This is a genomic window from Limnohabitans sp. 2KL-1, from assembly GCF_003063435.1.
Taxonomy (GTDB): domain Bacteria; phylum Pseudomonadota; class Gammaproteobacteria; order Burkholderiales; family Burkholderiaceae_C; genus Limnohabitans_A.
This window is the reverse complement of record NZ_NESL01000005.1, coordinates 53,376-76,404: the sequence shown is the minus strand read 5'-3', so window position 1 is coordinate 76,404 and position 23,029 is coordinate 53,376. Positions and strand designations below refer to the sequence as shown.

Sequence of the window (23,029 nt, the reverse complement as noted above, 5' to 3'; positions counted from 1 at the left end):
TTTATTCCTTGGGGATGTAAGCGGTGATTTCGAGGCCGTAGCCGGTCATGCTGGGCATGCGGCGCGGGTTGCCCATGAGGCGCATTTTGTGCACGCCGCATTCGCGCAAAATTTGCGCGCCCACGCCGTAGGTGCGCAGGTCCATCTTGCCGCGCTCGGGCGCTTGCGCCGAGCGGGCGCGGCCTTCAAACTGGGCCAGCAATTGGTTGGCTGACTCGCCGCAGTTGAGCAGCACGGCCACGCCGCAGCCTTGGGTATTGATGTATTGCAAGCTGGTGTCCAGGCTCCAGGAGTGCATGGAACGGTTGACTTCCAGCGCATCCAGCACCGACAGTGGCTCGTGCACGCGCACAGCCACTTCGGCATCCGCTGACCATTGGCCTTTGACCAAGGCCAGGTGCACGGTTTGGCTGGGTTGGTCTCGAAACGCGTGGGCTGTGAATTCGCCGTGCGCAGTTAGCAGTGTGCGGCTGCCAATGCGCTCGACCAACGATTCGTTGCGGCTGCGGTATTGGATCAGGTCGGCGATGGTGCCGATTTTGAGGCCGTGTTCGGCCGCGAAGATCTGCAGATCGGGCAGACGGGCCATGGTGCCGTCGTCTTTCATGATCTCGCAGATCACGGACGAGGCGCTGCAACCGGCCATGGCGGCCAGATCGCAACCGGCTTCGGTGTGGCCAGCGCGCATGAGCACGCCGCCGTCCACCGCTTGCAGGGGGAAGATGTGACCGGGCTGGACCAGGTCGGTCGGCACGGCATTTTTGGCCACGGCCACTTGCACGGTTTTGGCGCGGTCGGCAGCTGAGATGCCGGTGGTCACGCCTTCGGCCGCCTCAATGGACACGGTGAAGGCGGTGCTGTAGACGGTGCCGTTGCGGGCGGCCATGGGGGGGAGCTTCAAGAATTCGCAGCGCTCACGGGTGAGCGTCAGGCAAATCAGGCCCCGGCCAAAGCGGGCCATGAAGTTGATGGCTTCGGGCGTGACGTGGTCAGACGCCAGCACCAGATCGCCTTCGTTTTCGCGGTCTTCTTCGTCGACCAGGATCACGATGCGACCGGCTTTCATCTCGGCCACGATCTCTTCAACGGGCGAGATCGCCACGGGGGTCAGTTGCGCGGGGGCGTTCATGGCTTGTCCTGTTGTGTGGTGTCCAGGCTGAGCATGCGCTCAACATAGCGGGCCACGGTGTCGATTTCGAGGTTGACCCGGCTGCCAGCTTTGAGGCTGCCGAGGGCGGTGTTGTCCACGGTGTGCGGGATCAGGTTGATGCTGATCTCGCAGCCATCGACCAGATCGGCCACCTTGTTCACCGTCAGGCTCACGCCGTTGACGGTGATCGAGCCTTTGTAGGCGAGGTATTTGGCCAAGGCATGCGGCGCCAAAATGCGCAGCTCCCAACTTTCACCGATTTGCTCAAAATGGCTGATTTGGCCCACGCCGTCGACGTGGCCGGAGACAATGTGCCCGCCCAGTCGGTCGTTGGCGCGCAGCGCTTTTTCGAGGTTGACGGTGCCTTGTTGGTCCAAGCCGCTGGTTTTGTCCAACGATTCGGCCGAGATGTCTATGGTGAACTGTCGGCTCTCGGGGCTGAAGGTGGTGACGGTCATGCAAGCGCCGTTGAGGGCGATGCTGTCGCCCAGGCCCACATCGTCAAGGTACCCGGCCGGGGCCTCGATGGTGAGGCGCTTGCCGTGTTGTAAAGAGCGACCCAGGTCGTGAATGGCGACGATTCGCCCCACGCCGGTGATGATTCCGGTGAACATAGCTGTGTATTTTCGCAGGTAATGAGGGTTAATCGGGGGACTTGCCAAAAAAAGCGTTGACGGGCACCTCCATGCACCATGCAGGCCCATCAGGGTAAACCAAGGCGCGCGCAGACTGACGGTGTGCCTAGAATGTTGCATTGCAACAGATTTCTCAATTTCAGTCTGTCACCAGGAGTTCTCATTGCCGGTCAAGCCCTCAGCCAAGTCGATCAAGTCAGTTCAAGATGCCGGTTCGGCCAAACTTGGCACGCTTCGGACGATCAAAAAATATCCCAACAGGCGCTTGTACGACACGCAAACCTCCGCCTATGTCACGCTGGCTGAAATCAAGAAACTGGTCATGGCCGCTTCTCCATTGGTGGTTCTGGACGCCAAAACGGGGGACGATTTGACGCGGTCGATTTTGCTGCAGATCATTCTTGAAGAGGAATCCGCGGGGGTGCCGATGTTCAGCGAGGCGGTCTTGTCCAACATCATCCGCTTTTACGGTCATGCCATGCAGGGGCACATGGGGTCTTACTTGGAGAGCCATGTTCAGTCTTTTATGGACTGGCAAAACAAGTTAGGTGAGTCCAGTCCCGCTTTGAGCCCCGAGGTCTGGGCGCAGTTCATGCAGTGGCAGACGCCGCTGATGCAAAACATGTTTTCCGGGCTGGCCAATCCTTCCCAAAATGTCATGGCTCAGATGCAGGAACAGATGCAAAAGCAAATCCAGAAGAACACGGAGCAGATGCTGGGCGTTCTGGGTTTGCGGTCCTGAAGGAGGCTTCATGCCCTTTTGTCACAAGGCAGTGGTTTTTGCGGGGACAATGCGAGGATGAGTGAAATGATTGCAACTGCACCCCTTCCCACCCCCAAAGTGGGTTTTGTCAGCCTGGGCTGCCCCAAGGCGCTGACCGATTCCGAACTGATCCTGACGCAACTGAGCGCAGAGGGTTACCAAACTTCCAAAACTTTTGAAGGCGCTGACCTGGTCATCGTCAACACCTGCGGCTTCATTGACGAGGCCATCAAGGAAAGTCTGGACACGATTGCCGAGGCCCTGAGCGAGAACGGCAAAGTGATCGTGACTGGCTGCCTGGGGGCCAAAACAGGCGAGGGCGGTGGCAACATGGTGCTGGAAATGCACCCCAGTGTGCTGGCCGTGACCGGCCCGCACGCCACCCAGGAGGTGATGGACGCGGTGCACACCCACTTGCCCAAGCCCCACGACCCGTTTCTGGATCTGGTGCCCGGCGGTTTTGGTGAGGCGGGCCTCAAGCTCACCCCGCGCCACTATGCCTATTTGAAGATCAGCGAAGGCTGCAACCACCGCTGTACGTTTTGCATCATCCCGTCCATGCGCGGCGACTTGGTCTCGCGTCCGATTGGCGATGTGCTGAAAGAGGCCAAGGCTTTGTTTGAGGGCGGCGTGAAAGAGCTGTTGGTCATCAGCCAGGACACCTCGGCCTATGGCGTGGATGTGAAATACCGCACGGGTTTTTGGGATGGCAAGCCGGTCAAGACCCGCATGCTGGAGCTGGTGCAGACGCTGGGCGAGATGGCCCGCGAGCACGACGCCTGGGTGCGTTTGCACTACGTTTACCCCTATCCGAGTGTGGACGACATCATTCCCTTGATGGCGCAGGGCTTGGTGTTGCCGTATCTGGATGTGCCTTTTCAGCACAGTCACCCCGATGTGCTCAAGCGCATGAAGCGTCCGGCCAGTGGTGAGAAAAATCTGGAGCGCATCCAGCGCTGGCGCGAGCTGTGCCCCGAGCTGGTCATCCGCAGCACCTTCATCGCCGGTTTCCCGGGTGAGACCGAAGAAGAATTTGAGCACTTGCTGGGCTTTTTGCGCGAAGCGCAAATTGACCGGGCAGGTTGCTTTGCCTACAGCCCTGTTAAAGGTGCCACGGCCAACGAGTTGCCGGGCATGTTGCCTGAGGCGCTGCGCGAGGAGCGCCGTGCCCGTTTCATGGCGGTGGCTGAAGAGGTGTCGATTGCCCGTTTGCACCAGCGTGTGGGTTCAACCTTGCAGGTATTGGTCGACAGTGCACCAGCCATGGGCCGGCGCGGCGGGGTTGGGCGCAGCTTTGGTGATGCCCCTGAGATCGATGGTGTGGTGCGTTTGTCGCCTCCGGAGAAGCTCAGCAAAACCCTCAAAGTGGGTGAGTTCACGCGTGCGCGCATCGTGCGCGTAGAAGGCCACGATTTGGTGGGGGTGCCTGTTTGAAGGTGTCTGGTACGACGCCGAGCAGCCTTCGGGCTGCCCTGCGATGCCTTGTGGTTTCGGATTTGGATGCGCCGACTTTGGGCTTCACGAATGGTGTTACCGGCAACAAAAAAGCCGTTGATGTGCAATCAACGGCTTATCGTTTTTTTAACTTATCTGATTCGATAAGCTTGGTGCCCAGAAGAGGACTCGAACCTCCACGATGTTACTCGCTAGTACCTGAAACTAGTGCGTCTACCAATTCCGCCATCTGGGCGCCTCAGGGTGAAATGAATTATAGGGGGTTCAAGTCGCTTCTTTGGGCGCGCTGGAAGAAATGTTCAAAATTTTTGCCATGGTCCAAATGCGCCATAAGAAAAAAGCCGATGACTTGCAGTCATCGGCTTTTTGTTCTTCTTATTTGTTTAAGATGGTGCCCAGAAGAGGACTCGAACCTCCACGATGTTACTCGCTAGTACCTGAAACTAGTGCGTCTACCAATTCCGCCATCTGGGCATCTCAGGAATCCAAGGATTGTATATTAAAAAATTAGCTCCAACCAGCGGGATGCTGGACGAAATCGAAGGCCAGGTGCAAGGTCACCGCGATGGCCATGGCTTTCTGATTCGCGAAGACGGCGAGTCGGACATTTACCTGTCGCCCAACGAGATGCGTGCTGTGCTGCACAAGGACCGCGTCAAGGTGCGCATCGTGCGCCAGGACCGCAAGGGCCGACCCGAGGGCCGCATTGTTGAGATTGTCGAGCGCCCTGAGCAGCCCATCATCGGTCGCTTGCTGCACGAGGGAGGTTTGTGGCTGGTGGCACCCGAAGACAAGCGTTACGGCCAGGACGTGATGATTCCCAAAGGGGCGACCGGTACGGCCAAGCCTGGTCAGGTGGTGGTGGTCGAGTTGACCGAGCCGCCTGCCTTGTTTGGACAGCCGGTGGGCCGTGTGAAAGAAGTTCTGGGCGAAATTGATGATCCGGGCATGGAGATCGAGATTGCCGTGCGCAAATACAGCGTGCCGCACGAGTTCTCGGCCGATTGCATTGACCAGGCCAAAGGCCTGCCCGACAAGGTGCTGGCCAAGGACCGCAAGGACCGGGTCGATTTGCGCGATGTGCCCTTGGTCACGATTGACGGTGAAGACGCCCGCGACTTTGACGACGCCGTGTATTGCGAACCGGCCAAGGTCGGCCGTGGCAAGGGTTGGCGTTTGCTGGTGGCGATCGCCGACGTGAGCCACTATGTGCAAACCGGCAGCGCGATTGACATTGATGCCTACGACCGGGCCACCAGCGTGTACTTTCCGCGCCGCGTGATCCCCATGCTGCCCGAAAAGCTGTCCAACGGCCTGTGCTCGCTCAACCCCGATGTGGACCGTTTGTGCATGGTGTGCGACATGCTGGTCAATGCCAAGGGCGATGTGCACGCCTATCAGTTTTACCCGGCGGTGATGCACAGTCATGCGCGCTTCACCTACACCGAGGTGGCGGCGATCTTGGCCAACACCCGTGGGCCGGAGGCGGCCAAACGCAAGGAGCGTGTGACCGACCTGATGAATTTGCAGGACGTGTACAAAGCCTTGCTGGCTTCGCGTGCGGTGCGCGGCGCTGTGGATTTTGAAACCACCGAAACGCAAATCGTGTGCGATGAGAGCGGACGGATTGAAAAGATCGTGCCGCGTGTGCGCAACGAAGCGCACCGATTGATTGAAGAAGCCATGCTGGCGGCCAACGTCTGCAGCGCTGACTTCATCCAGCAGGGCAAGCACCCCGGCTTGTTCCGGGTGCACGAAGGCCCCACGGCCGAGAAGAAAGACATCCTGCGCAATTACCTCAAGGCGCTGGGTCTGGGCATGAGCATTAGCGACGAGCCGCACACCAGCGAGTTCCAGAAAATCGCGCTCGCGACCAAGGACCGCCCGGACGCGCAGCAGATCCACACCATGCTGCTGCGCTCGATGCAGCAGGCCATTTACACCCCGGTTAACAGCGGGCACTTTGGTTTGGCCTATGAGGCCTACACCCATTTCACCAGCCCGATCCGGCGCTACCCGGATTTGCTGGTGCACCGGGTCATCAAGGCGATTTTGTTGGACCGTAAATACACTTTGCCCAGCTTGCCCGTGCCGGGCGAGGCGCATGCCAAGCTGAGCAAACGGCTGGAGAAAAGCCGCGCGGCCAAGGGCGATGCGCCCGAGTCGTCTGCACCACGCGTGCGCATGTCGGCCGCCGATCAGCGCGCCTGGGAGGCCGCGGGTCTGCACTGCAGCGCCAACGAACGCCGGGCCGACGAGGCCAGCCGCGATGTGGAAGCCTGGCTCAAGTGCAAGTACATGCGCGAGCATTTGGGCGAGGAATACAGCGGCGTGGTGTCTGCGGCCACCAGCTTCGGCATCTTTGTGACCTTGGACACTTTGTATGTGGAAGGGCTGGTGCACATCACCGAGCTGGGGGGGGAGTATTTCCGCTTCGACGAGTTGCGCCAGGAGTTGCGAGGCGAGCGCACGGGCATCCGGTACGCCATTGGCAGCCGGGTACAGGTGCAGGTCAGCCGGGTGGACCTGGACGGGCGCAAGATCGACTTCCGGCTGGTGACAGCAGGTGACGATTTGGTGCCGCGTGCGATGCGCGACAAAGGCGTGTCGGCACCGACTGAAGGCGGGCGAGACAAAAAGCGGGGCGTTCAAGACCGTCGCCTGGCCGATGCAGAACGCAATCGCCCGCCCATTCAGGCCCTCAAGGCTTCGGTGAAAAAAGCGGCCGCCAAGAAAAAGGGTGCCAGAACCACCAAGCCCCGGCGCTGAGGCGGTTCAGGCCAGGCTCTGTGTTGAGGCCCTTCAGACCAGGCGCTGAGCCAGTCGGCTGGCGGTGAGGGCTTCGCCTGGTGGCCAGGCGTCGGCCACTTGGCCGTGCTGCGCCACCGCTGCGCAGGCCGACTCGAAGGCGGCCTCGAAAGTGTTTTGGCCTTGCGCCATGCGGGTGGCCACGAGTCCGGCCAGCACATCGCCCGTGCCGCCGATGGCCAGTCGGCCGTTGCCCGTGATGTTGATGCGTGGGGTGAGTCCGGGCGCGGCGATCACGGTGCCCGAACCCTTCAGGACTACGCTGCATTGGAAACGCTCGGCCAATTCTTGCGCTGCTTTCAAGCGTTCGTTTTGCACCTGGGCCGTGCTGCAGCCCAGCAGCCGGGCAGCCTCCAGCGGATGGGGTGTGATCACGGTGGATTGTCTTGAGCCCCGTTGGCGCAGTGCGTTTTGCAGTGCGCTGTCGTTCGCCACGGCGTTGAGCCCATCGGCGTCCAGCACCAGACAGGCGCTGCGCTGCAGCACCTCGGGCAAGACTGCCTCCACAGCGGTGCCGCCGCCGCAGCCACACACCACATGCAGTTTTTCCAGCTCAAGCCGCTTGAATTCGCGTTGCATCACGTCAGGCGGTGCGCTGTCGCTGGCTTGGCCGGACAGCAGGCTCAAGATGACGCGCCCGGCACCTGCGTGCAAGGCGGCTGTGGCCGCCAAAACGGCTGCGCCGCGCATGTCCATGCCGTGTAGGGCCATGCCCTCGCCACCGATCACCGCCACATCGCCGTGGCTGCCTTTGTGGCTGGCGTGGGGCTTGCGTGTTGCTGCGTAGGGCGCATTGAGCCAAGCCAGTGGCGGCATACGGTGCTGGTTGGCTTGGTAGCCCAGGTTTTCGAGCCAGATCTGGCCACTGGCATCGCGCCCATGCCCCATGAGCAGACCGGGCTGCACCGCGATGAGGCTCAAGGTGTGGTCTGCCCGCACGGCCAAGGTGTGGCCGGTTTCAAAACCCAGCCACTGGCCCGATTGCGGGTTCAGCCCGGTGGGCACGTCAATCGCCAGAATCGGTGCCAAGCCATCTTGCATGGCCTGCACGCAGGCCTGCAAGTCAGCGCTCAAAGGCCGCGAGGCACCGATGCCCAGCAGGGCGTCGATGCACAGGTCCTGTGCGTCCATTTGCTGCAGCCATTCGCTGGGCATGCCGGATTCAATGCGTACGCCCGCTTGTTGCGCCCGTTGTAATGCCGCTTGGGCATCTGTCGGGCTGAGTCCAGTTGAGCTCATCAAGCTGACCAGTACTTCTTTGCCCCATTGGTGCAGGTGCAAAGCGGCCTCAAGACCGTCGCCGCCGTTGTTGCCCGGGCCTGCGGCGACCCAGATGCGCCGGGCATGCGGCGCCACGGCCAGTGCCAGCCGGGCGCAGGCCCACCCCGCGCTTTGCATCAGCGGCGTGGGGCTGAGGGTCTGGAGCGCAGGTTCGAGCTGCCGCACCTGCGCTGCCCCCAGGATAGGCCGGGCGTGTGAGCGGCTCAGGAAGTGCATGGTTTCAGTGCTGTTGCAACAAGGGTTCGAGCAGTAAGGCCAGCTGCAAAATGGTGTCGTCGTGCATGGCCGCGTGCCAGGCCATCAAGCCCACGGGTAGCTCACCCGTCGCGTGGCAAGGCAGGGAGATGCCGCAGCCGTCAAGTGTGTTCACGGCGCTGGTGTTGCGCAGCAACAAGCCGTTGACCTGGAAGAACTCGGCATCGCGCTCGGTCCCCGGGGCCACGGCACTGATTGTCGGCGCGGTGATGGGGGTGGTGGGCGAGAGCACAGCGTCGTAACCCACCAGCGCTTTTTCGACGCGGCGAATCCATTGCTGGCGGGCCTGCACCAAATCCATGTATTCATGTGCTTTCATGCCAGATCCGCGCATCAGGCGCTGCAGGACGCGGGGGTCGTAATGGTCACTGTCCCGCTCCAGCCATTCACGGTGCCAAGCAAAGCCCTCGGCCGGGCTGAAGCCGCCCGTGCTCATCATGGGGGCCAACTCGTTCAGCTCGCTCAGATGGATCTCGTCGATGCGTGCCCCGGCAGAGCGCAGCGTATTCAGGCTGCGCTCAAAAGCCCGCGACACCGTGGCGTCCATGTTATCTTGCATCAGGCTGCTGACGACCGCCAAGCGGTAGCCCGACAGGGGGCGCTGCGCCTTGGGCACGTGTCTGGCCGACAGCACTTCGTGGGCCAAAATCGCGTCGCGCACCGTGCGTGTCATGGCGCAAACGGTGTCGAGGGTGGTGGACAGGGGCAGGGTGCCTGTGGTGGGCACCAGGCGGGCGGTGTTTTTAAAGCCCACGATGCCGTTCAAGGCGGCGGGCACCCGGATGGAGCCGCCCGTGTCCGAGCCCAGACCGATGAAGGCGGCACCCGTGGCCACCGACACGGCTGCGCCCGAGCTGGATCCACCAGGCACATAGGGCTGCCCGGGGGTACCGACGGGCTGGTCATAAAGGCCGTCCCAGGCGGCAGGTGTGCCATGGTGGGGGTTGGTGCCCACGCCCGAAAAGGCAAACTCAACCATGTTCGTGCGCCCGACCAGGCCCGCGCCTGCAGCCCGCAAACGCGCCACGGCTGCACAATCTGCGGCCGCAGGGGGCTGATTTTTCAGAACGACCGAGCCGGCCTGGGTGATTTGCCCTTGAACGTCAAACAGGTCTTTGATGGATACCGCGAGGCCAGCGAGCGGGGTTTGGGCCGCTTGGGGCTGGTTGGCTGTTTGTTGCAGCGCCACGGGCGTCAGTTGCATGAAGACATGCTTGCAAGCGGGGCTTTGTGCCACGGCCAGACAAGCTTCTGCGACGGCCTGGGGATTCGTGGACCCAGTCCGGATGGTTTGCCGGGTGGCGATCAGGTCAGCTTTCATGCAAGAGGGCGCTTTCAGGTGGGTCAGGATGCTATAATCCTAAGGCTTTGCAGAGCTCGGGCGCTGTCTTTTGAGTGTCATGTCAAACATGATGCCCAAGCAGTGACCGAAATTCGGCAAAGTACATCCGCGAACCCGTCCCGTCAAGGTGTTGCGCTCCCTGTTTTGCAGGCTGTGCGCGATCAGTGGATCGGGTTTTAGACCTAACCTTTGGAGTATTTTTATGTCCGTTACCATGCGCGAAATGCTGGAAGCCGGTGTCCACTTCGGTCACCAAACCCGCTTCTGGAACCCCAAGATGGCCCCGTTCATCTTTGGTCACCGCAACAAAATTCACATCATCAACCTGGAAAAATCGCTGCCGATGTTCCAGGACGCGATCAAGTTCGCCAAGCAGCTGTCTGCCAACCGCGGCACCATTTTGATGGTGGGCACCAAGCGTCAGGCCCGTGAGCTGGTGGCTGCAGAAGCCCAGCGCGCTGGTGTGCCTTTCGTCGACCAGCGCTGGTTGGGCGGCATGTTGACCAACTTCAAAACCGTCAAGACCTCGATCAAGCGTCTGAAGGACATGAAGGCTCAGCAAGAAGTCGGCCTCGAAAGCCTGAGCAAAAAAGAACAGCTGATGTTCAAGCGCGAGATGGAAAAGCTCGAAAAAGACATCGGTGGCATCCAGGACATGGCGGCTTTGCCTGACGCAATTTTCGTGATCGACGTCGGCTACCACAAGATTGCCATTTCGGAAGCCAAGAAGCTGGGCATCCCATTGATCGGTGTGGTGGACTCCAACCACTCGCCCGAAGGTATCGACTACATCATCCCCGGCAACGACGACTCGGCCAAGGCCGTGGCTTTGTACGCCCGTGGCATCGCTGACGCGATCATCGAAGGCCGTGCTAATGCGGTCAACGACGTGGTCAAGGCCGTGACCGAAGGCGCTGACGAATTCGTCGAAGAAGCCAACGCTTCTGCCTGAGTTCCCAAGACTCGATGAAAGGGGCTTCGTGGCCCCTTTTTTTTAATCTGACTTTTAGACTGAATACGGAGAAATCAAATGGCTGCAATTACCGCAAGCATGGTCGCTGAACTGCGCGCAAAAACCGACGCCCCCATGATGGAGTGCAAAAAAGCCCTGACCGAAGCCGAAGGCGACATGGCCAAGGCGGAAGAGCTGCTGCGCGTCAAGCTGGGCACCAAGGCTGGCAAGGCCGCCTCGCGCGTGACCGCCGAAGGCGTCGTGACCAGCTTTGTCAATGGCACCACAGGCGCCATGATCGAAGTCAACTGCGAAACCGACTTCGTGACCAAGAACGACAGCTTCTTGGCATTGGCCAACGCCGCTGCCAAGTTGGTGGCCGAACACAACCCTGCCGACATCGCTGCATTGGGCGAATTGCCTTACAGCCAGGACGGCTTTGGCCCCACTTTGGAAGAAGTGCGCAAGGGCCTGATCGGCAAGATCGGTGAGAACATGAGCTTTCGCCGCTTCAAGCGCGCAGCCGGTGGTGCCAAGATCGCCAATTACCTGCACGGCACCCGCATCGGTGTGTTGGTCGAGTTTGACGGTGACGAAACCGCTGCCAAAGATGTGGCCATGCACGTTGCCGCCATGAAGCCTGTGTCTTTGACCAGCGCCGAAGTGCCAGCCGAGTTGATTGAAAAAGAGCGCTCGGTCGCTGCCGCCAAGGCCGCTGAGTCGGGCAAGCCTGCCGACATCGTGACCAAAATGGTTGAAGGTTCTGTTCAGAAGTACCTGAAAGAAGTGTCTTTGTTCAACCAGTCCTTCGTCAAGAATGACAAGCAGACCGTCGAGCAAATGCTCAAGGCCGCTGGCACCACCGTCAAGGCTTTCACCTTGTACGTGGTCGGCGAAGGCATTGAGAAGAAAGTCGACGACTTCGCGGCTGAAGTGGCCGCGCAAGTGGCTGCCGCTCAAGGCGCAGCCTGAGTCCATTGCCCTGCTGCGTTGTCACCTCATCATCGTCCACATTGATATTCAAGGAGCCCATCATGTCTTCAGCCAAGCCAGCCTTTAAGCGCATTTTGCTCAAGCTGTCAGGCGAAGCCCTGATGGGGGACGATGCCTTTGGCATCAACCGCGCCACGATCGTTCGCATGGCCGAAGAAATCGCTGAAGTGACCCGCTTGGGTGTACAGGTGGCGGTGGTGATTGGCGGTGGCAACATCTTCAGGGGGGTGGCTGGTGGCTCTGTCGGTATGGACCGCGCCACCGCCGACTACATGGGCATGTTGGCCACCGTGATGAACTCTTTGGCCTTGGCCGACGCCATGGACAAAGCCGGTTTGACGGCACGTGTCATGTCGGCGATTGGCATTGACCAGGTGGTTGAGCCTTATGTTCGCCCGAAGGCTTTGCAATACCTCGAAGAGGGCAAAGTGGTGGTGTTTGCTGCGGGCACCGGCAACCCATTCTTCACCACCGACACGGCCGCCGCTTTGCGGGGCGCTGAAATTGGTGCCGAGATGGTCTTGAAGGCCACCAAGGTGGACGGGGTTTATTCTGCCGATCCCAAAAAAGACCCTTTGGCCACCCGTTACAGTGAAATCAGCTTCGATGAAGCCATTTCGCGCAACCTGGGCATCATGGATGCCACGGCTTTTGCCTTGTGCCGCGACCAGAAGCTGCCGATCAAGGTGTTTTCGATCATCAAGAACGGTGCTTTCAAGCGCGTGGTTCTGGGCGAAGACGAAGGCACCCTGGTTTATGCTTGAGACTGTTCTGACGAGGAGAACCCCATGACGATTGCAGACATCAAAAAAACAACCGAAACCAAAATGGAGCAATCCATGGCGGCTTTCAAAAACAATTTGACCAAGATTCGCACCGGGCGTGCCAATCCAGCCCTGCTTGACACGATCCATGTCGATTACTACGGCTCCATGGTGCCTTTGTCGCAAGTGGCCAACGTGTCCTTGATGGACTCGCGCACGATCAGCGTGCAGCCTTGGGAAAAAGGCATGGGTGCCAAGATCGAAAAGGCCATCCGTGAGAGCGAATTGGGTCTGAACCCCGCTTCCATGGGCGATTTGATTCGTGTGCCGATGCCCCCTATGAGCGAAGAGCGTCGCAAGGAAATGACCAAGCTGGCCCGCACTGAAGGTGAGAATGGCAAGATCGCGATCCGCAACCTGCGCCGTGATGCCAACGAATCGGTGAAGAAGCTGGTCAAGGACAAGGAAGCGTCCGAGGACGATCAAAAGCGTGCCGAGGCCGACATCCAGAAACTGACCGACAAGCGCATGACCGAGATCGATCAGTTGGTGACTTCCAAAGAACAAGAGATCATGGCGGTTTGAGTTTGAATCCCGCGCCGTGGCTTTGCACGGCCTGACTGGCCGCCCATTGGCGGCCTTTTTTTCTGGAGAATCCGTGCTCAAACAACGCGTTATCACCGCCCTGGTTTTGTTGGCCTTGCTGCTGCCAGCTTTGTTTGCGGCCAATCCTTTGCCCTTCATGCTTTTTACTGTGGTTTTGATTGCTGCAGCGGCCTGGGAGTGGGGGCGTCTCAATGGCGTGGGCGCAGTTCAGGCTTGGCTGGGTGCTTTGGTGTGTGCGGCGGCCTGTGCCATTGCAGCGCAAGCAGGCTGGGTGCAATCCACGCCGCCGCAGTTGTGGCTGGTGGCGGGGGCCATGTGGGTTTTGCTTGGGGCCTGGATGATTCAGCGTGGTGTGTCTGGCTGGCTGCTTTGGCCCCGCATTGTGCGCTGGTGGGTCGGTTTGTTTTTGCTGGTTTTGGCTTGGCTGGCTCTGGCGCAGGCCCACCAGCGAGGCGTTAACTTCTTGTTGTCGGTGCTTGTGTTGGTGTGGGCTGCCGATGTATTTGCTTATTTCTTTGGCCGTGCGCTCGGTGGACGATGGGTGGCTGTCAAACTCGCCGCTGCCATCAGCCCAGGCAAGAGTTGGGAAGGCGTTTTTGGTGGCATGCTGGGTGTCTTTTTGGTGGCCTGGGGCTGGTCTGCTTATGACCAAAGCGCTGGGGTTCTTGTGCCCAGTTTTTACACGCTGTTGCTGGCCAAAGGATGGTGGGTGGCGATTCCAGCTTTGTTGTTCATGTCAGCCATGAGCGTTGTCGGTGATTTGGTCGAATCCTTGGTCAAGCGCAGTGCCGGCATGAAAGACAGTTCGGGATTGCTGCCGGGTCATGGCGGCGTGCTTGACCGTGTGGACGCCTTGCTGCCCACATTGCCTTTGGCCATGATGCTCGTGGCCTGGATTTGAATTGGAGAATTCGCGCATGAGCCAAGTACAGTGCATCACCATTTTGGGATCGACCGGATCGATTGGCGCGAGCACGCTCGATGTGCTCAGTCGCCATCCCGGGCAATACCGCATCCATGCTCTGACCGCATCCAGCCAAGTGGATTTGATGCTGGCTCAGTGTGCCCGGTTTCAGCCTGAGGTGGCCGTGATGGTGCAGGAGTCGGCTGGCAGGCTGTTGGCGGACAGGGTTGCGGCCGAGGGTTTGGCGGTGCAGGTGCGTTGGGGCGCAGCTGCTTTGGACGAAGTCGCTTCGGCCCCCCAGGTGGACGCCGTGATGGCGGCCATCGTGGGGGCTGCTGGTTTGTCGCCCTGCATCGCTGCAGCCCGAGCGGGCAAGCGGTTGATGTTGGCCAACAAAGAAGCCTTGGTGGTGGGTGGCGAGGTTTTCATGCGCGCCGTGCGTGAGGGCGGGGCCTTGTTGTTGCCGATCGACAGCGAGCATTCGGCCATTTTTCAATCTTTGCCTGAAGATCCTTCGAGTTGGCAGCGGCGTGTGCAAAAGATCATCCTGACGGCCTCCGGGGGGCCGTTTCGTAGCCGCGATCCGCACACGCTCAGGGATGTGACGCCCGAGCAGGCCTGTGCCCATCCCAATTGGGTCATGGGACGCAAAATTTCTGTAGATTCGGCCACCATGATGAACAAGGCTTTGGAAGTGATTGAGGCCAGTTACTTGTTCGGCATGTCTGCGGAGCAGCTGGAGGTGGTGATTCACCCACAAAGCACCATCCATTCCATGGTGCAGTACCGCGACCATTCAGTGGTGGCGCAGCTGGGCACACCTGACATGCGTGTACCGATTGCCTACGGTCTCAGCTGGCCTGAGCGCATTGAGTCGGGTGCTGCTGCGCTGGACTTTCACGCACTGGCCGCCATGACTTTTGAGGCCATGGATGAGCCGGCGCATTTGCTGCGTTTTCCTGGCTTGAGCCTGGCTTGGGAAACCTTGCGGGGCGCGCCGGGCAGCTGTGCCATCCTGAATGCTGCCAATGAGGTTGCGGTAGATGCGTTTTTGAATAAGCGCATCCGTTTCGACCAGATTCACGAGCTCAATCGGGCCACGCTTGACAGCATGGTTTGCGCAGCGCCGATGTGTCTGGATGATTTGTTGGCGCTGGACGCATACAGTCGCCAGAAAGCCGAACAAAACTTGTCCCGCATGTCATAAAAATACAGGCGGTCATCAAGGGCAGAACAAGGCAGTCGGCCCCGTCACCTGATGTATTATCTTTGGATGCTTGAGCCCGTTTGCCGTGACAAGCAGGCCTACCTGACAGGATGGACGTACATGCCTTGCTGGCTGTTGCGAACGTTTCGGCGGGATTTCAAAGCTGGATTTTCAACCCTGAAAATGGCTTTAGTTTTTGAACGTTTGCACCATGATTTTTCCTGATATTCGCACGACCATTGTTCCTTCTGCCCTGAAGGTCTTGGCATGCGCCATGCTGAGTCTGCCCGCTTGGGCGGTGAATCCTTTCACCGTGCGTGACATTCGTGTGGAGGGTTTGCAGCGCATCGAGCCTGGTACGGTGTTTGCCTCATTGCCACTTCGTGTCGGTGACCAATATTCGGACGACAAAGGGGCCGCGGCCATTCGTGCGTTGTTCGCACTTGGCCTGTTCAAGGATGTGCGACTGGAAACCCAAGGCGATGTTCTGGTGGTGGTGGTCGAGGAGCGGCCCTCTGTCGCATCGGTTGAGTTCATCGGGCTCAAGGAGTTTGACAAGGACGTGCTCGTCAAAGCCTTGAAGGATGTGGGCTTGTCCGAGGGCCGTCCTTATGACAAGTCGCTGGCCGACAAAGCCGAGCAAGAACTCAAACGTCAATACATCAGCCGCAGCCTTTATGGTGCGCAGGTGCTGTCCACCGCCACACCGGTTGATCGCAACCGTGTGAATTTGACATTCACCATCACCGAGGGGGGGCCAGCCAAAATTGGTCAGATCGACATTGTGGGCAACAAGGCCTTCACTGACGAAACGCTTCGTGACCAGTTCAATCTGGACACCGGTGGCTGGATGAGCTGGTACACGAAATCTGACCGCTACGCCCGCACGAAACTCAACGCTGATCTGGAAGCCTTGCGGTCCTTTTATTTGTCAAGGGGTTTTCTGGAGTTCCGCATTGACTCCACGCAAGTGGCTATGTCGCCCAACAAACAAGAAATGGCGATCACCATTAACATCACAGAAGGTGAGCGTTTTGTCATCTCTGGGGTCAGGCTTGAAGGTAATTACTTGGACCGTGCCGATGAGTTCAAGGCCTTGATCAAGATGCAGGTGGGTAAGCCCTACAACGCCGAAACTGTGGCCGAAACCACGAAGGCTTTCACCGACTATTTCGGGAAATTTGGTTTTGCATTCGCACGGGTGGAGGCCAAGCCTGAAATTGACCGTCAAAGCAACCGTGTCCAGTTCGTCTTGCAAGCAGACCCTTCACGCCGGGCTTATGTGCGACGCATTCAGGTGGCAGGCAACAACCGCACTCGGGATGAAGTCATTCGTCGCGAGTTCCGGCAACTCGAGGCGGCTTGGTACGACGGTGACAAAATCCGTCTGTCTCGTGATCGTGTGGATCGACTGGGTTATTTCACCGACGTCAATGTCGAAACGGTGGAGGTGCCCGGTGCACCTGATCAGGTGGACTTGTTGTTCACGGTTGCCGAAAAACCAACTGGCAGTATCTCGCTGGGCGCCGGTTTCTCGTCCGCAGAAAAAGTGGCTTTGAGTTTTGGTATTCGCCAGGAAAATGCTTTTGGATCGGGCAATTACCTGGCGGTTGAGGTCAATACCAGCAAGTTCAACCGCAATCTGGTCTTGAGCACCACGGATCCTTATTTCACGCAGAACGGCATTTCCAGAACCGTCGATGTGTTTCACAGAACTTCTCGGCCTTACTTGGGCGATGTCAACGCTTACAGTTTGATCAACTCGGGTGCCGGTCTGCGGTTTGGGGTGCCCGTCACCGAGTCGGATACGGTCTTCATGGGTATCAATGCAGAGCAAACCGAGATTCGTGAAGGCACCGGGTTGCCGGACGCGTATCGGAAATACGCCGAGAAATTTGGCTCTACCAGTTCAGCGTTGCCATTCACTTTGGGTTGGGCCAGAGATCAGCGCGACAGCGCTTTGGTTCCGACCAAAGGTGCCCTGCAGCGCATCAATGCCGATGTCAGCCTGGCCGGTGATGTCCGCTATGCGCGAGCGAGCTACCAGTTTCAGCAGTATTTTCCGCTCAGCAAAAAGTACACATTGGCATTCAACGCCGATGTGGGTTGGGGGCAGGGTCTCAACGGCCAGGACTATCCGTTGTTTAAACACTTTTACGTGGGCGGCCTGGGCAGTGTTCGAGGTTTCGAGCAGTCCACCCTGGGTCCTTCAGAGGTCACCAATTCAACCAGTGCAGTCCCCGTTTATTTGGGGGGACCCAAGAAATTGGTGTTCAACGCGGAATTCATCACGCCGTTTCCTGGGGCTGGCAACGACAAAACACTTCGGCTCTTTGGATTCACCGATGCAGGTCGTGCTTTTGGGCAGGATGAAACGGTGTCTTTCGGCGATTTGCGAGTCTCCGCTGGTGTGGGTTTGAGCTGGATATCACCAATGGGCCCCTTGCGTTTTTCCTATGCCACACCGATTCGCAAGCAGACTGGCGATAAAATCCAGCGACTTCAATTCCAAATCGGAACATCCTTCTAATGAACTCGTTTCGCCAAAATTTTTCCATGGTTGTGCTGGCTGCAGCCGCCACTCTGACTTGCGTTGCTCAGGCTCAGGATTTCAAGATGGGCTTTGTTAACACGGAGCGCATTTTCCGAGAGGCCGCAACCGCCAAACAAGCGCAGGCCAAGCTGGAGCAGGAATTTTCCCGGCGTGAAAAAGAGTTGGTGGAAACCGGCAACAATCTCAAGCAAGCCTCTGAGAAATTTGAACGCGAAGCGCCTACGCTGGCTGAGTCTCAGCGCACGGCCCGCCAAAAACAACTGATCGAGCAAGACCGCGAATTTCAGCGCAAGCGCCGGGAATTTCAGGAAGACCTCAATGCCCGTAAAAACGAAGAGCAGCAAATCGTGGTCGAGCGTGCCAACCGTGCGGTCAAACAAGTGGCCGAATCCGAGAAATACGATGTGATTTTTCAAGAGGCTGTTTATGTCAACGCCAAGCACGACATCACCGAAAAAGTCATCAAGGCGCTCAACGCCTCTGCTGGCAAATAACCGGTTCTGACCGGTTGGTCACCGTGGCGCTCACGCTGGGCTTCATTGTTGAACGGTTAGGTGGGCGTTTGCACGGGAACCCTGATTTGAGCATTCAGGGCTTGGCACCATTGCAAACGGCTCAGTCGGATCAGATCAGTTTTCTGAGCCATCCCCGATACCAAAACCAGTTGGCGGCCAGTTTGGCCAGTTGCGTGATCGTGTCGCCTGCATTTGAGGCTGCTGTTACCGCCAAAACTGCTGCCATCTTGACCGAAGATCCTTACCTGTATTTCGCTCGATTGACCCGCTTGTGGAAGCAGTCGCACAGCCGAACAGCCGGCCCAAGCATCCACCCTACAGCGGTGATCGACCCTGATGCGGTCATCGCTGATGGCGCGGTGGTCGGCCCTTTGTGTGTGATTGAGCGAGGTGCCAAAGTAGGCCCTGGTACTGTGCTCAAGTCGCGTGTGACCTTGGCTGAGGATTGCACGGTGGGCGCACGCTGCATCCTGCATCCGGGAGTGGTGGTCGGGGCGGATGGTTTTGGCTTTGCCTTGCACGATGGAAAGTGGGAAAAAATTGAGCAGTTGGGCGCTGTGCGGATCGGCGACGATGTGGAAATTGGTGCCAACACCTGCATTGACCGTGGTGCGCTCGACGATACCGTGATTGAAGACGGGGTCAAACTGGACAATTTGATCCAGATTGGCCACAACGTGCACATCGGCGCCCACACGGCCATGGCCGGTTGCGCCGGTGTGGCGGGCAGTGCGCGCATTGGTGCTCACTGTACTGTCGGTGGTGGCGCGGTGGTCCTGGGGCATTTGACTTTGGCCGACCATGTTCATATCTCGGCAGCTTCTGTGGTGACGCGCTCTGTCTTGAAGCCTGGTCATTACACCGGGATGTTCCCGCTGGACAGCAATGTCAATTGGGAAAAGAACGCTGCCAGCCTGAAACAGCTTTCCCGATTGCGCGAGCGCATAAAGGCGCTGGAAATCGATATCCAAAATAACAAGGAAACATGACCATGATGGACATTCACCAAATTCTCAAACAGCTGCCCCATCGCTATCCCATCTTGCTGGTGGACCGTGTGCTGGAACTCGAGAAAGGCGTGCGAATCAAGGCTCTGAAAAATGTGTCCATCAATGAGCCCCATTTTCTGGGACATTTTCCGCATCGTCCGGTGATGCCTGGAGTGCTGATGCTGGAGGCTTTGGCGCAGGCGGCAGCTCTGCTGGCTTTCGACACGCTGGGAACAACCCCTGATGACCAGACGGTTTACTACTTTGCCGGCATTGATGGCGCACGTTTCAAGCGTCCAGTGGAGCCGGGTGATCAGTTGATTCTGGAAGTCGAACTTGACCGCATGAAGGCGGGTATCTTCAAATTCAAGGCGCGTGCCAAAGTCGGCGATGAGATCGCGACCGAGGCAGAACTGATGTGCACCATGCGGAAAATTCCTCAGGCTTGAGCGTCATGAGCAAGATCCATCCTACAGCCATCATCAGTCCGGGGGCTGAACTCGATCACTCGGTGACGGTCGGACCTTATTCGTTGATCGGGCCGCATGTGCGCATCGGTGCAGGGACCACTGTGGCCAGCCATTGCGTCATCGAGGGGCACACCACCATTGGTCGTGACAACCGGATTTTTCAATTCAGTTCCTTGGGTGCGGTGCCGCAGGACAAGAAATACAACAACGAGCCTTGCCAATTGGTGATCGGGGATCGCAACACGATCCGGGAGTTTTGCACTTTCAACATCGGCTCGCCCGGTGATCGGGCTGTGACATCGGTGGGCAACGACAACTGGATCATGGCTTATGTGCACTTGGCGCACGACTGCCAGGTGGGCAACCACACGATTTTTGCCAACAACACCCAACTGGCCGGACATGTGGTGGTCGATGACTGGGTGATCTTGGGCGGCTTCACGGTGGTGCACCAGTTTTGCCGCATCGGAGCGCACAGCTTCACCGCCATGAATTCCTTGTTGTTTGCCGATCTGCCGCCCTTCGTCATGGCGCAGGGCCAGCCTGCCCAGGCGCGCTCGATGAACTTTGAGGGCCTGCGTCGCCGAGGGTTTTCGCCAGAGCGCATCGCCGCGGTCAAGGCCATGCACAAAGCACTTTACCGCGACGGTTTGTCTTTGGCCGATGCCATGTCCTGCATTGCGGCATTGAGCGAGAAAACGCCTGATGCTGCTGAAGATGTGAAGATGATGCTCGAATTTTTGGCCAAGGCATCGCCACAGCGCGGAATCGTGCGTTGAACTCTGACGCTTTGCCCGACATGCAGCAAGCCCCTTCGGGGGCTTTGTCCTTTGCCATGGTGGCTGGCGAGGCCTCAGGTGATTTGCTGGCCGGGTTGCTGATTCAGGGGCTTCAGTCCCGATGGCCGCAAGCCCGGGGGCATGGCATCGGGGGGCCTCGCATGACCGCGCTCGGTTTTGATGCCTGGTGGCCCCATGAGCGCTTGGCCGTTCGGGGTTATGTGGAGGTGCTGCGGCATTACCGCGGCATTGTGGCCATTCGGGAGCAGCTCAAGCAGCGCTTGCTGGCCAAGCCACCTGATGTGTTCATCGGTGTGGATGCGCCAGATTTCAACCTCGATCTCGAAACCCATTTGAAGGCAGCGGGTATCCCGACCGTCCATTTTGTCTGTCCTTCCATCTGGGCGTGGCGGCCTGAGCGCATCGAAAAAATCCGGCGCAGCGTGGACCACATGCTGTGCATTTTCCCGTTCGAGCCAGAGTTGCTGGCGCGAGCGGGCATTGACGCCACTTATGTCGGTCACCCATTGGCCCAGACCATCCCCATGACCCCCGACCGTCAGGCAGCGAGGGCACTTTTGGGTCTGGATTCTGAACGTCCCGTGGTGGCTTTGTTGCCCGGCAGCCGTCGTTCGGAAATTGAACACCTGACGCCCCGGTTTATTCGGGCCGCACAGCTGATGCGGCGTCAAAACCCATCGCTGCAGTTTGTGTTGCCCGCCATCCCTGGTTTGCTGCCTCAGGTGCAAAATTTGGTGGACACTGCAGGGGCCTTGTCTGGCTTGCATTTGCTCAAGGGGCAGTCACATCAGGCTTTGGCCGCATGCGATGTGACCTTGATCGCCAGCGGTACCGCCACTCTGGAAGCGGCCTTGTTCAAGCGCCCCATGGTGATTGGGTACCACATGAATTGGATCAGTTGGCAAATCATGAGGCGTCAAAAGCTGCAGCCTTGGGTGGGTTTGCCCAACATTCTTTGTGAAGATTTCGTGGTCCCAGAGTTTCTGCAGGATCAGTGCACGCCCGAGGCTTTGGCGAAAGCCACGTTGGCTTGGTTGTCACAACCCGATCGGGCCGATGCTTTACAGTCCCGTTTTCAAGCGCTGCATCTGATGTTGCAGCGAGATACAGCCAAATTGTCCACGCATGCCCTCGAAAAAGTCCTTGAGGCCTGAGCAGGCCCCACTCAATTTTGGTGTCTCTGGCCTCGCCGCAGGCGTAGATGAGGCTGGGCGAGGTCCTTTGGCTGGCCCGGTCGTCGCTGCTGCCGTGATCCTGGACGATTTGAACCCCATTTCAGGTCTGAACGATTCCAAAAAATTAACGGCCAAACGTCGCGAGCGCTTGTTTGACGACATCAGGGCGCGAGCCTTGTGTTTTTCCATCGCGCAAGCCACGGTGGAAGAAATTGACCAACTCAATATTTTGCAAGCCACGATGCTGGCCATGAAGCGTGCCGTAGAGGGTTTGCGCCTCAGACCTCAAATCGTGCTGGTGGATGGCAATCGCTTGCCTGCGTTGGACATCCGCGCCGAGGCGATTGTTCAAGGTGATGCTTTGGTGGCGGCCATTTCTGCTGCGTCCATTTTGGCCAAGGTGCACCGAGATCGCCTGTGTAATCTGATGCATGAGCGTTATCCCGTGTATGGTTTTGATCAGCACAAAGGCTATGGCACGGCGCAACATTTGGCTGCTTTGCAAGCACATGGCCCGGCTGATTGTCATCGCAAGACGTTTGCGCCGGTGGCCAGGAGTCTGCGATGAACCTGATTACTTCCCGCGATAACCCGCTCATCAAGGCTTTGCGTCGGCTGATTCAAGACAGTACAGGCTACCGTAAGGCCGGGCAGTTCTGGCTGGAAGGCGATCATTTGTGCCGTGCAGCGGTTGAGCGGGGTGTTCTGCCTCTTCATGCGGTGATGACCGAGTCCTTCTGGGCAGAGCAGGGTGCGCAATGGGGCCATCTGAGCGATCAAGTGATCCTTATGCCTGATGCCTTGTTTTCAAGCTTGAGTGGTTTGGAGTCGCCTGCCCGCATGGGTTTTGTGGTTGCATTGCCCGCGCAAAGTGCCTTGTTGTCTGACGCATCGACGGTGGTGCTGGATCGTTTGCAAGATGCGGGCAATGTGGGCGCTATTTTGCGCTGTGCTTCGGCATTTGGTTACCGACAAGTCTTGGCCATCAAAGGAACGGCTGCATTGTGGTCGCCCAAAGTCCTCAGGGCGGGAATGGGGGCGCATTTCGGCTTGCATTTGGTTGAGTCGGTCAGCCAGAGCGATGTTTCATTGCTGCAAGTCCCGGTGTTGACCACGAGCTCTCATGAGGGACCTTTTCTGCACGAGTTGTTGCGCCGCGGTGATTTGCCGTCACGGTGTGCCTGGGTCTTCGGTCATGAAGGGCAGGGCGTGAGTGCAAGTTTGATGGCGCTGTCGCAGCAAAAAGTCAGAATCGCCCAGCCCGGCGGTGAGGAGTCGCTGAACGTTGCCACGGCGGCTGCCATTTGTTTGCATGCCAGTTCAACGGCGGTCATTTGAGGGCTTGCCCCGCCCGTTTTGAGGACTTTGTGTCAGGGTTTTCGAGCAGTCCTCAGCTATAATGGGAGGCTTT

At 58.6% G+C, this 23,029-nt stretch carries 21 protein-coding genes and 2 tRNA genes; 17 read left to right on the top strand and 6 right to left on the bottom strand.

Annotated elements, in window-relative coordinates:
* Position 1: 1 nt before the first annotated feature.
* Together ribBA and B9Z47_RS12245 are read right to left on the bottom strand one after the other, a co-directional pair.
* A complete protein-coding gene (ribBA, locus tag B9Z47_RS12250; RefSeq protein WP_108331528.1) occupies positions 2-1,129 on the bottom strand; it encodes a bifunctional 3,4-dihydroxy-2-butanone-4-phosphate synthase/GTP cyclohydrolase II in 1,128 nt (375 codons plus the stop codon).
* Positions 1,126-1,764, bottom strand: coding sequence for a riboflavin synthase (locus B9Z47_RS12245; RefSeq protein ID WP_108331527.1), 639 nt, complete (start codon positions 1,762-1,764; stop codon positions 1,126-1,128). Before B9Z47_RS12245 ends, ribBA begins: the two co-directional genes overlap by 4 nt.
* Before the next feature lie 211 nt (positions 1,765-1,975).
* On the opposite strand from B9Z47_RS12245, the gene phaR reads away from it, so the two are divergent.
* A complete protein-coding gene (gene phaR, locus B9Z47_RS12240) occupies positions 1,976-2,527 on the top strand; it encodes a polyhydroxyalkanoate synthesis repressor PhaR (RefSeq protein WP_108331622.1) in 552 nt (183 codons plus the stop codon).
* Positions 2,528-2,584: 57 nt separating this feature from the next.
* Positions 2,585-3,982, top strand: coding sequence for a 30S ribosomal protein S12 methylthiotransferase RimO (gene rimO, locus B9Z47_RS12235; protein ID WP_108331526.1), 1,398 nt, complete (start codon positions 2,585-2,587; stop codon positions 3,980-3,982).
* Positions 3,983-4,153: 171 nt separating this feature from the next.
* Here the strand turns inward: rimO and B9Z47_RS12230 are convergent.
* Positions 4,154-4,238: transfer RNA gene (locus B9Z47_RS12230), tRNA-Leu, on the bottom strand.
* 154 nt (positions 4,239-4,392) lie between these two features.
* Positions 4,393-4,477 (bottom strand) — tRNA-Leu (locus B9Z47_RS12225).
* Between the two features lie 51 nt (positions 4,478-4,528).
* Between B9Z47_RS12225 and rnr the strand changes: the two genes are divergently transcribed.
* The gene (rnr, locus tag B9Z47_RS12220; RefSeq protein ID WP_108331525.1) at positions 4,529-6,772 is read left to right on the top strand and encodes a ribonuclease R; all 2,244 of its coding nucleotides are present in this window, start codon (positions 4,529-4,531) and stop codon (positions 6,770-6,772) included.
* 33 nt (positions 6,773-6,805) lie between these two features.
* Here the strand turns inward: rnr and B9Z47_RS12215 are convergent, their stop codons facing one another.
* Together B9Z47_RS12215 and B9Z47_RS12210 are read right to left on the bottom strand one after the other, a co-directional pair.
* On the bottom strand, positions 6,806-8,308 hold the full coding sequence (locus tag B9Z47_RS12215) for an NAD(P)H-hydrate dehydratase (protein ID WP_108331524.1): 1,503 nt from the start codon (positions 8,306-8,308) through the stop codon (positions 6,806-6,808).
* A 4-nt stretch (positions 8,309-8,312) separates the two neighbouring features.
* Entirely contained in the window at positions 8,313-9,668 is a 1,356-nt protein-coding gene (locus B9Z47_RS12210; RefSeq protein WP_108331523.1) for an amidase, read from the bottom strand.
* Positions 9,669-9,891: 223 nt separating this feature from the next.
* Here B9Z47_RS12210 and rpsB point away from each other — a divergent pair, with 223 nt between their 5' ends.
* The 14 genes from rpsB to B9Z47_RS12140 all read left to right on the top strand — a co-directional run bounded on the left by rpsB (position 9,892) and on the right by B9Z47_RS12140 (position 22,956).
* Positions 9,892-10,641: a 30S ribosomal protein S2 gene (gene rpsB / locus B9Z47_RS12205; protein ID WP_108331522.1), complete on the top strand. Its 750-nt coding sequence runs from the start codon at positions 9,892-9,894 to the stop codon at positions 10,639-10,641.
* Between the two features lie 78 nt (positions 10,642-10,719).
* The gene (tsf, locus tag B9Z47_RS12200; RefSeq protein ID WP_108331521.1) at positions 10,720-11,613 is read left to right on the top strand and encodes a translation elongation factor Ts; all 894 of its coding nucleotides are present in this window, start codon (positions 10,720-10,722) and stop codon (positions 11,611-11,613) included.
* A 62-nt stretch (positions 11,614-11,675) separates the two neighbouring features.
* Entirely contained in the window at positions 11,676-12,398 is a 723-nt protein-coding gene (gene pyrH, locus B9Z47_RS12195) for a UMP kinase (RefSeq protein WP_108331520.1), read from the top strand.
* A gap of 24 nt (positions 12,399-12,422) precedes the next feature.
* Positions 12,423-12,983, top strand: a complete 561-nt coding sequence (gene frr, locus B9Z47_RS12190; RefSeq protein WP_108331519.1) for a ribosome recycling factor — start codon at positions 12,423-12,425, stop codon at positions 12,981-12,983.
* A gap of 73 nt (positions 12,984-13,056) precedes the next feature.
* Positions 13,057-13,905, top strand: coding sequence for a phosphatidate cytidylyltransferase (locus B9Z47_RS12185; RefSeq protein WP_108331621.1), 849 nt, complete (start codon positions 13,057-13,059; stop codon positions 13,903-13,905).
* 16 nt (positions 13,906-13,921) lie between these two features.
* Positions 13,922-15,115 carry a 1-deoxy-D-xylulose-5-phosphate reductoisomerase gene (locus tag B9Z47_RS12180; protein ID WP_108331518.1) on the top strand — a complete coding sequence of 398 codons (1,194 nt, stop codon included), beginning with the start codon at positions 13,922-13,924 and terminating at the stop codon, positions 15,113-15,115.
* A 211-nt stretch (positions 15,116-15,326) separates the two neighbouring features.
* Positions 15,327-17,645, top strand: coding sequence for an outer membrane protein assembly factor BamA (bamA, locus tag B9Z47_RS12175; RefSeq protein ID WP_108331517.1), 2,319 nt, complete (start codon positions 15,327-15,329; stop codon positions 17,643-17,645).
* A 26-nt stretch (positions 17,646-17,671) separates the two neighbouring features.
* Positions 17,672-18,163, top strand: coding sequence for an OmpH family outer membrane protein (locus tag B9Z47_RS12170; RefSeq protein WP_369912239.1), 492 nt, complete (start codon positions 17,672-17,674; stop codon positions 18,161-18,163).
* Positions 18,164-18,186: 23 nt separating this feature from the next.
* On the top strand, positions 18,187-19,173 hold the full coding sequence (lpxD, locus tag B9Z47_RS12165) for a UDP-3-O-(3-hydroxymyristoyl)glucosamine N-acyltransferase (RefSeq protein ID WP_108331620.1): 987 nt from the start codon (positions 18,187-18,189) through the stop codon (positions 19,171-19,173).
* Between the two features lie 2 nt (positions 19,174-19,175).
* Complete coding sequence (gene fabZ / locus B9Z47_RS12160) at positions 19,176-19,622, top strand: 3-hydroxyacyl-ACP dehydratase FabZ (protein WP_108331619.1); 447 nt, start codon at positions 19,176-19,178, stop codon at positions 19,620-19,622.
* Positions 19,623-19,627: 5 nt separating this feature from the next.
* Positions 19,628-20,422: an acyl-ACP--UDP-N-acetylglucosamine O-acyltransferase gene (gene lpxA / locus B9Z47_RS12155; protein ID WP_108331515.1), complete on the top strand. Its 795-nt coding sequence runs from the start codon at positions 19,628-19,630 to the stop codon at positions 20,420-20,422.
* A 56-nt stretch (positions 20,423-20,478) separates the two neighbouring features.
* Positions 20,479-21,597, top strand: coding sequence for a lipid-A-disaccharide synthase (lpxB, locus tag B9Z47_RS12150; RefSeq protein ID WP_108331618.1), 1,119 nt, complete (start codon positions 20,479-20,481; stop codon positions 21,595-21,597).
* Positions 21,569-22,186 (top strand): ribonuclease HII, encoded by a 618-nt coding sequence (rnhB, locus tag B9Z47_RS12145; RefSeq protein ID WP_108331514.1) that lies wholly within the window; start codon positions 21,569-21,571, stop codon positions 22,184-22,186. Before lpxB ends, rnhB begins: the two co-directional genes overlap by 29 nt.
* Positions 22,183-22,956 (top strand): RNA methyltransferase, encoded by a 774-nt coding sequence (locus B9Z47_RS12140; RefSeq protein WP_108331513.1) that lies wholly within the window; start codon positions 22,183-22,185, stop codon positions 22,954-22,956. Before rnhB ends, B9Z47_RS12140 begins: the two co-directional genes overlap by 4 nt.
* Positions 22,957-23,029: the final 73 nt, after the last annotated feature.